This is a genomic window from Streptomyces sp. NPDC044704 (assembly GCF_056433525.1).
Map to the genome: position 1 here is coordinate 125,277 of NZ_JBWKGY010000020.1, position 8,321 is coordinate 133,597.

Genomic DNA, 8,321 nt, shown 5'->3' on the forward strand with positions numbered 1-8,321 from the left:
GCCCCGCTACAGCCGCCCTACACCGCCGCCACAGGGCCCGGCCCCACCTGACGTCACAGCCCCCGCACCGTCACACCCGCCACCGGCTCACCCGACTCGTCCTCCACCACCACCGCCTCCCCGGCCCACCGCACCGCGTACCGCTCCACCTCGCCCGCCCCGAACCCCGGCCCCGGATCCCGGATCACCACCCCGCCGCCCGTGCGCCCCCGCGCCGGAGCCCACGCCTCCAGCCCCACCGCCCCGTCCGCACCCCGTACCGCCAGCACCGACCCCGCCCGCGCCAGCACCGGCACCCGGCCCGGCGGCGCGTCGAGCAGCACCTGCCCCGGCCCCTCGTACGCCGCCCCCGTCACCGTGTCGTACCAGCGCCCCCGCGGCAGCCGCACCGCCCGCCGGTCGGCCCCGCACTCCAGCACCGGCGCCACCAGCAGCGCGTCCCCGAGCAGGAACGCGTCCTCGCAGTCCCGCAGCACCCGGTCCTCCGGGTTCCCCCACCACAGCGGCCGCACGTACGGGGCCCCCGTCCGCCGCGCCAGGTGCGCCAGCGTCACGAAGTACGGCCGCAGCCGCTCCCGCTCGGCCAGCACCTCCGCCGCAGCCTCCGCCACCTCCGGCCCGAACTCCCAGGGCTCCCGCCGCCCCGCCCAGATCGCCGAGTGCGTACGGAACAACGGCAGGTACGCCCCCAGCTGGAACCACCGCAGGTACAGCTCCGGCGACGGCGAACCCCCGAAGCCCCCCACGTCCGGACCCGAGTACGGCACCCCGCACAGCCCGAGCCCCAGCACCAGCGCCAGCGAGGCCCGCAGCCCCTCCCAGCCGCTCTCCACGTCCCCCGACCACGTCCCCCCGTACCGCTGCATCCCCGCCCACCCCGACCGGGAGAACAGGAACGGCCGCTCGTCGGGCCGCAGCCGCACCAGACCCTCCCACCCGGCCCTCGCCATCCCGAGCGCGTACACGTTGTGCCCCGACCGGTGGTCCCCGCCCGCCCCGTCCATCACGTGCCGGGCCGACCGCGGCAACGACGCGTCCCCCCACGGAGCGAACGACACCGGCTCGTTCATGTCGTGCCAGAAACCGGCGAAGCCCTGCGCCAGCCGCTCCTCGTACAGTCCGCCCCACCACTCCCGCGCCGCCGGATCCGTGAAGTCCGGGTACGCGCACTCGCCCGGCCACACCTCACCCCGCACCTCCCGCCCCCGCGCGTCCCGGACGAACGCGCCCCGCGCCCCCACCGCCCGGCCCGACGCGTGCACCGCGTCCCCCGCCTTCACCGCCGGGTCGACGATCGACACGAGCCGCACCCCCCGCCCCAGCAGCTCCCGCGCCAGCCCCGGCAGATCGGGGAACCCCTCCCGGTCCACCGTGAACACCCGGTGGGCGTCGTAGTGGTCGATGTCCAGGTGCACCGCCGAGAGCGCCAGCCCGCGCTCCCGGTACCCCGCCACCACCCGCCGCACCTCGGCCGCGCTCCCGAACCCCCACCGCGCGTGCTGGTACCCCAGCGCCCACTCCGGCGGCACCGCCGCCGCGCCCGTCAGCCCCGACCAGCCCTGCAGCACCCGCGCCGGCGTCCCCGTCAGCACCCAGCACCGGGCCGGCCCGCCCTCCAGCCGCACCTCGCTCGTCCCGGCCCGGTCCACCCCGGAACCGGCCCCCTCCTCGCCCTCCCGCAACACCACCCGCCCGTCCCAGGAGTTGTCGTAGAACGCCAGGTGCGTCCCCGCGTCCGCGACCACCACCTGGACGGGCATCGTGATGTACAGCGGATCGTCGCCCGGCCCGAACCCGCCCCGCGGATCCGTGTTCCACAGCCGGTACGTCCCGTCCCGCAACCGGGGCCCCGACGCCCGCCCGCCCAGCCCGAAGAACCGCGCGTCCGCCGGCACCTCCGACCGCTGCAGCCACCGCGCCCCTTCCACCCCCCGCGCCCCACCGGCATCCGGCGCCACCGGATCCCACCAGCGCGGCGGCAGCTCCCGCCGCAGCACCGTCCCGCCCGGAGTCCGCACCTCCACCGCCCCGTGCCGCGACACCGCCACCGTCACCCGCTCCGACACCACCCGCCAGCCGCCCCCGGTGTCCGGCTCCAGCACCGCCCGCGGATCCGGCTCCGGCCCACCGCCCGCCAGCGCGTACGACGGCCCCGGCTCCGCCCCGTCCCAGCCCCAGAACACCGCCCCGCCCACGGTGACCCGTACCAGCAGCTCGGACCGCGCGAACCGCAGCACACCCCCGCCCGGCAGGGCCCGCGTCCCCTCCAGCAGACCCGGCACCCGCGCCCGCTCCGCGCCCCGCCGCGGCAGCGCCGCCGCGTCCGCCCGCCGGTGGCGCCAGGCCGAGCGCCAGGCGCGCCGCCCGCGCGCCGAACCGATCTCTATCACCGCACGCACCAGCTCACGACCGTCCATGCGGATCACCCTGCCACCGGCCCCCGGCCGAGCGGGCCGCGTTCAGCTGCCGTTCACCCGCACAAGGACCGACCCCGACCGCACCGGACAGCTCTGGTGCGTATGTCGATCACATGGCATCGTCCCTGTGAGCCGTCGCGCGTACACCCACGCCGCGGTGGCACCGTACGCACACGAAGCGCGAGCCACAGACTTGACCGGGAGCCGACCCATGACCTCAGCCACCCAGCCGGAACCCCTCTGGTCCCCGGGCCCCGACCGGATCGCAGCGGCCCGGATCACCGCCTTCCAGGCCTGGGCGGCCGAGCGCTTCGGCGCCCCCGCCGACGGCGGCTACCCCGCCCTGCACCGCTGGTCCGTCGACGAGCTCGACGTCTTCTGGCAGGCCGTCGCCGAATGGTTCGACGTACGCTTCACCACCCCCTACGAATCGGTCCTCGCCGACCGCTCCATGCCCGGCGCCCGCTGGTTCACCGGCTCCACCCTCAACTACGCCGAGCACGCCCTGCGCGCCGCGGAGGACCCCGCCCGCGCCGCGGACCCCGCCCTGCTCTCCGTGGACGAGACCCACGAACCCACCCCCCTCACCTGGGCCGAGCTCCGCCGCCAGGTCGGCTCCCTCGCCGCCGAACTCCGCGGCCTCGGCGTCCGCCCCGGCGACCGCGTCAGCGGCTACCTCCCCAACATCCCCGAAGCGGTCGTCGCCCTCCTCGCCACCGCCGCGGTCGGCGGAGTCTGGACCTCCTGCGCCCCCGACTTCGGCGCCCGCAGCGTCCTCGACCGCTTCCAGCAGGTCGAACCCGTCGTCCTCTTCACCATCGACGGCTACCGCTACGGCGGAAAGCAGCACGACCGCCGCGAGACCGTCACCGAGCTGCGCGCCGAACTGCCCTCCCTGCGCGCCGTCGTCCACATCCCCCTCCTCGGCACGCCCGCCCCCGAAGGCACCCTCTCCTGGGCGGACCTCACCTCCGGCGACGCGGAACCCGTCTTCGAGGCCGTCCCCTTCGACCACCCGCTGTGGGTCCTGTACTCCTCCGGCACCACCGGCGCCCCCAAGGCGATCGTCCAGTCCCAGGGCGGCATCCTCCTCGAACACCTCAAGCAGCTCGGCCTGCACTGCGACCTCGGCCCCGAGGACCGGTTCTTCTGGTACACCTCCACCGGCTGGATGATGTGGAACTTCCTCGTCTCCGGCCTGCTCACCGGCACCACCGTCGTCCTGTACGACGGCAGCCCCGGCCACCCCGACACCGGCGCCCAGTGGCGCATCGCCGAACGCACCCGCGCCACCCTCTACGGCACCTCCGCCGCCTACGTCATGGCCTGCCGCAAGGCCGAGGTCCACCCCTCCAGGGACTTCGACCTCTCCGCCGTCAAGTGCGTCGCCACCACCGGATCCCCGCTCCCGCCCGACGGCTTCCGCTGGCTCCACGACGAGGTCGCCGAGGACCTGTGGATCGCCTCCGTCAGCGGCGGCACCGACGTGTGCAGCTGCTTCGCCGGCGCCGTCCCCACCCTCCCCGTCCACATCGGCGAACTCCAGGCCGCCTGCCTGGGCACCGACCTCCAGTCCTGGGACCCCTCCGGCAAGTCCGTCACCGGCGAGGTCGGCGAGCTCGTCGTCGCGGCCCCCATGCCGTCGATGCCGATCCACTTCTGGAACGACCCCGACGGCAGCCGCTACCGCGACAGCTACTTCGACATGTTCCCCGGCGTCTGGCGCCACGGGGACTGGATCACCCTCACCGACCACGGCTCCGTCGTCATCCACGGCCGCTCCGACTCCACCCTGAACCGCCAGGGCGTCCGGATGGGCTCCGCCGACATCTACGAGGCCGTCGAACGCCTCCCCGAGATCAAGGAATCGCTGGTCATCGGTCTGGAGGAGCCGAACGGCGGCTACTGGATGCCGCTCTTCGTCCACCTCGCCCCCGGCGCCGTCCTCGACGAGGCCCTGCGCAAGAAGATCACCGCCACCATCCGCGAGCAGCTCTCCCCGCGCCACGTCCCCGACGAGGTCATCGAGGTCCCGGCCGTCCCCCACACCCTCACCGGCAAGCGCATCGAGGTCCCCGTGAAGCGCCTCCTCCAGGGCACCCCCCTGGCCAAGGCCGTCAACCCCGGCTCCGTCGACCACCCGGAGCTCCTCGCCTTCTACGAGGAACTGGCCCGCACCCGAAGCTGACCCCGGCCCGGTGTCAGTGCCGCTGATTACTCTGAGTGAGCAAACCGTCACGTCACTCAGGGGGAACCATGTCAGGCACGCACCACACCCGTACGGACGCCTCCCGCCGCCGCAGCCTGCGCCGCGAGGTCCCCAGCACCGTCGGCCTCATCGCCGACGCCGGGGACTTCGCGGCCATGCGCGACTACCGCAGCTTCGGATTCGACCACCACGACGACTACACCGACTACCTCCGGCACGTCGACGCCCTGCTGCGCTCCCTCGCCGCCCAGGGCATCCACACCACCGTCGCCCTCTTCGACCCCGAGGAGTACGCCGACTACTGCGAGGAACACGGCCTCGACCCCGACACCGCACTGACCCGTACCCGCTTCACCGCGGAACTCGCCGCCGGCGGGCCGCTCCTGCCCTACACCGGCCAGCCCATCGAGGAACTCGTACCGCTCCTCGTGGACGAAGCCGTCCGGCAGGCCACCTGGGAGTGCGCGACCATGCTGCTCACCCGCGCCGGCACCTGCGCCGACTGCGGCGAGGACATCGGACGCGCCTCCTTCGAACGGGCCGCCCGCACGCTCGAACGCCTCCTCGCCGGCGCCGGACCCGGCCACCACCACCTCGTGTGCAGCGTTCCCACCGAAGAGGAACAGCTCGTCGCGGTCCTGCACGCCGAGACCGCGGGAGATCCGCCCGGCCCACCGCGGACCGAGGGCCGCGAAGGCCTCGACTTCGTGACCGTCCTCGCCGCCGGACTCGCCCTCGGCGGCGCCGGGGGACTGGTGCTCCGCAGCACCACCGAAGGACACCGCGACCGGGTCCACGGCTGGCGCCTGGACCGCGGCCGCCTCGTCGCCCTCACCGCTGCGGCCGTCTTCGACGCCTACTGCACGGACGCCGACACCGGTGAACCCGTCGCCCCGGAACCGGGCGTCGAACACTGCCCGGGATACGAGGTCGACGTCCCCGGACCCCACCACTGAACGACCGAGGGGCCCTCGCCACCGGCGAAGGCCCCTCGATCCGACTCCCGCCGTCCGGCTACTCCCCGGACAGCACCGCCTGGGCGGCCACACGGGCCTCCTCGGCACTGTCGGCGGCACGCGCCGCCGCCGCCGCACGCTCGCACTGCGCGAGCGTGTACTTGGCCAGCGTCGCCCGCACGTACGGGATGGACGCGGCACCCATCGACAGGGAGGTGACACCCAGACCGGTCAGCACACAGGCCAGCAGCGGGTCGGAGGCGGCCTCGCCACAGACACCACAGCTCTTGCCCTCGGCCTTCGCGGCGTCCGCCGACATCGCGATCAGGTCGAGCAGCGCGGGCTGCCACGGGTCCTGGAGCCGCGAGACCGCACCGACCTGACGGTCGGCCGCGAACGCGTACTGCGCGAGGTCATTGGTGCCCAGCGACAGGAACTCGACCTCCTGCAGGATCGAACGCGCCCGGAGCGCGGCGGAGGGGATCTCCACCATCGCGCCGAACTTCGCCCGCAGACCGGCCTCGCGGCACGCGTCCGCGAAGGCCTTGGCGTCGGTCCGGTCGGCCACCATCGGGGCCATGACCTCGAGGTAGACCGGCAGCCCCTCGGCGGCCTTGGCCAGCGCGGTGAGCTGCGTGCGCAGCACGTCCGGGTGGTCCAGCAGCGACCGCAGCCCGCGCACGCCGAGCGCCGGGTTCGGCTCGTCGGCCGGCGTCAGGAACTCCAGCGGCTTGTCGGCGCCGGCGTCCAGGACGCGTACGACGACCCGGCCCTCGGGGAAGGCCTCGAGCACCTTGCGGTAGGACTCGATCTGCTTCTCCTCGGACGGCGCCTTCTTGCTGTCGTCCAGGAACAGGAACTCGGTGCGGAACAGGCCCACGCCCTCGGCCCCGGCCTCCACGGCGGCCGGCACGTCCGCCGGACCGCCGACGTTGGCGAGCAGCGGCACCTTGTGCCCGTCGGAGGTCGCACCCGGACCGGAGGAGGCGGCCAGCGCCGCCTTCCGCTCGGCGGCCGCGGCCTCCAGCTCGGCACGCTTCTCCGCGGTGGGCTCGACGAACAGGTCACCGGTGCTGCCGTCGACGGCGATGACCGTACCCTCGGCGATCTCACCGGCACCCGGCAGCGCCACGATCGCCGGCACGCCCAGCGCCCGCGCGAGGATCGCGCTGTGGCTGGTCGGACCGCCCTCCTCGGTCACGAAGCCGAGGACCAGCGCCGGGTCGAGCAGCGCGGTGTCGGCGGGAGCCAGGTCCCGGGCGATCAGCACGTACGGCTCGTCACTGTCCGGGACACCCGGCATCGGCACGCCCAGCAGGCGCGCCACGATCCGGTTCCGCACGTCGTCCAGGTCGGCGACCCGGCCCGCCATGTACTCGCCGGCCCCGGCGAGCAGGTCGCGGTAGCTGGCGAACGCGTCGTAGATGCCGCGCTCGGCGGTGCTCCCGACGGCGATCCGCCGGTCGACGTCAGCCATCAGCTCGGGGTCCGTGGCGATCATCGCCTGGGCCTCGAGCACGTGCTGCGCCTCACCACCGGCCAGCTGGCCGCGCGCGATCAGGTCGGCCGACACGGCTTCCACGGCCTTGCGGGCGCGCCCCTGTTCGCGCTCCGCCTCGTCCGCGGTGATCTGCCTGGCCGGCGGTTCGAGGACCGCCGTACCCATGTGGCGAACCTCGCCGATCGCCACACCGTGGCTCACGCCGACGCCTCGCAGCGTTGTCTCCATTTCACCCGTCTCCGATTGAGCGGCGGCCCCAGCCGCCGCGTTGGATGTCCGACTCGCCCGCGCAGGCGGCCGCTTACTGCCAGCTGAAGAGGGCGTCGTCAGCCTTCACGTAGCCGGACTCGACGACGTCGGAGAGGGAGTCCGAGGTCGCCTCGAGCGCCACCACGGGGCAGATCGGCGACTTGCCGGCGGCCTCGACCGCGGCGGGGTTCCAGCGGATGACGGCCTGGCCGCGCGTCACGGTGTCGCCCTTGTTGACGAGCAGCTCGAAGCCCTCGCCGTTGAGCTGGACGGTGTCGATCCCGAGGTGCGTCAGCACTCCGTGGCCTTCGCCGTCGACGACCACGTACGCGTGCGGGTGCAGGGAGACGACCACACCGTCTACGGGGGACACCGCCTCCGAGGGCTCGCGCACGGGGTCAATGGCCGTGCCCGGTCCCACCATCGCGCCGGAGAACACCGGATCGGGCACTGCCGCGAGTCCGATGGCGGTCCCGGCGAGTGGGGACGTCACGCTGGTCATGGGGGCCTCCCAGGGGTGGGGCTTCATCGTGTCGCCGTCACTACGTGTCGCGAACGGCATACTCTTCAGAAGGATATGTCACGGAGTGTGTAGGTTCGCCCGATGTTGGTCCTGACTCGGACGGCCCTTTGGCACGGAGACTAGTGGACTAGACCGGTGGACTAGACCATACGCGTGAAACGATTTGCCTGAGCCTGGACGGCCCTGTACTGTCGTGACTCCCGCCAGGACGTGCCGCGTGAACATCTCGCGAACAACCGATGGACGGGACTCCTCCTCCAGCAGTAGCGATCCAGACTCCACTTCTTTCTTTCCGCGTGCCCATTCGGCAAAACGGAGAGTTGGTCGGAGGGACGGAAAAGCACTGATAGAGTCGGAACCGCCGGAAAGGGAAAGCGCGAAAGCGCAGGACCTGGAAAGCGCCGAGGAAATCGGGCCCGAAAGAGTCTGATAGAGTCGGAAACGCAAGAACACAGAACGAAAGCCC

At 73.3% G+C, this 8,321-nt stretch carries 5 protein-coding genes; 2 read left to right on the forward strand and 3 right to left on the reverse strand.

Annotated elements, in window-relative coordinates; all coding sequences use genetic code 11:
- Positions 1-53 precede the first annotated feature (53 nt).
- Positions 54-2,417: a glycoside hydrolase family 31 protein gene (locus AC07B0_RS33510; protein ID WP_478899730.1), complete on the reverse strand. Its 2,364-nt coding sequence runs from the start codon at positions 2,415-2,417 to the stop codon at positions 54-56.
- A 211-nt stretch (positions 2,418-2,628) separates the two neighbouring features.
- On the opposite strand from AC07B0_RS33510, the gene AC07B0_RS33515 reads away from it, so the two are divergent.
- Together AC07B0_RS33515 and AC07B0_RS33520 are read left to right on the forward strand one after the other, a co-directional pair.
- Positions 2,629-4,605 carry an acetoacetate--CoA ligase gene (locus AC07B0_RS33515; RefSeq protein ID WP_478899731.1) on the forward strand — a complete coding sequence of 659 codons (1,977 nt, stop codon included), beginning with the start codon at positions 2,629-2,631 and terminating at the stop codon, positions 4,603-4,605.
- Between the two features lie 68 nt (positions 4,606-4,673).
- The gene (locus AC07B0_RS33520) at positions 4,674-5,582 is read left to right on the forward strand and encodes a hypothetical protein (protein WP_467298621.1); all 909 of its coding nucleotides are present in this window, start codon (positions 4,674-4,676) and stop codon (positions 5,580-5,582) included.
- A 58-nt stretch (positions 5,583-5,640) separates the two neighbouring features.
- Here AC07B0_RS33520 and ptsP read toward each other — a convergent pair whose 3' ends face one another.
- Together ptsP and AC07B0_RS33530 are read right to left on the reverse strand one after the other, a co-directional pair.
- Entirely contained in the window at positions 5,641-7,311 is a 1,671-nt protein-coding gene (gene ptsP, locus AC07B0_RS33525; RefSeq protein WP_356876900.1) for a phosphoenolpyruvate--protein phosphotransferase, read from the reverse strand.
- 73 nt (positions 7,312-7,384) lie between these two features.
- Positions 7,385-7,834 carry a PTS sugar transporter subunit IIA gene (locus tag AC07B0_RS33530; RefSeq protein WP_469382132.1) on the reverse strand — a complete coding sequence of 150 codons (450 nt, stop codon included), beginning with the start codon at positions 7,832-7,834 and terminating at the stop codon, positions 7,385-7,387.
- Between the last annotated feature and the right edge of the window lie 487 nt (positions 7,835-8,321).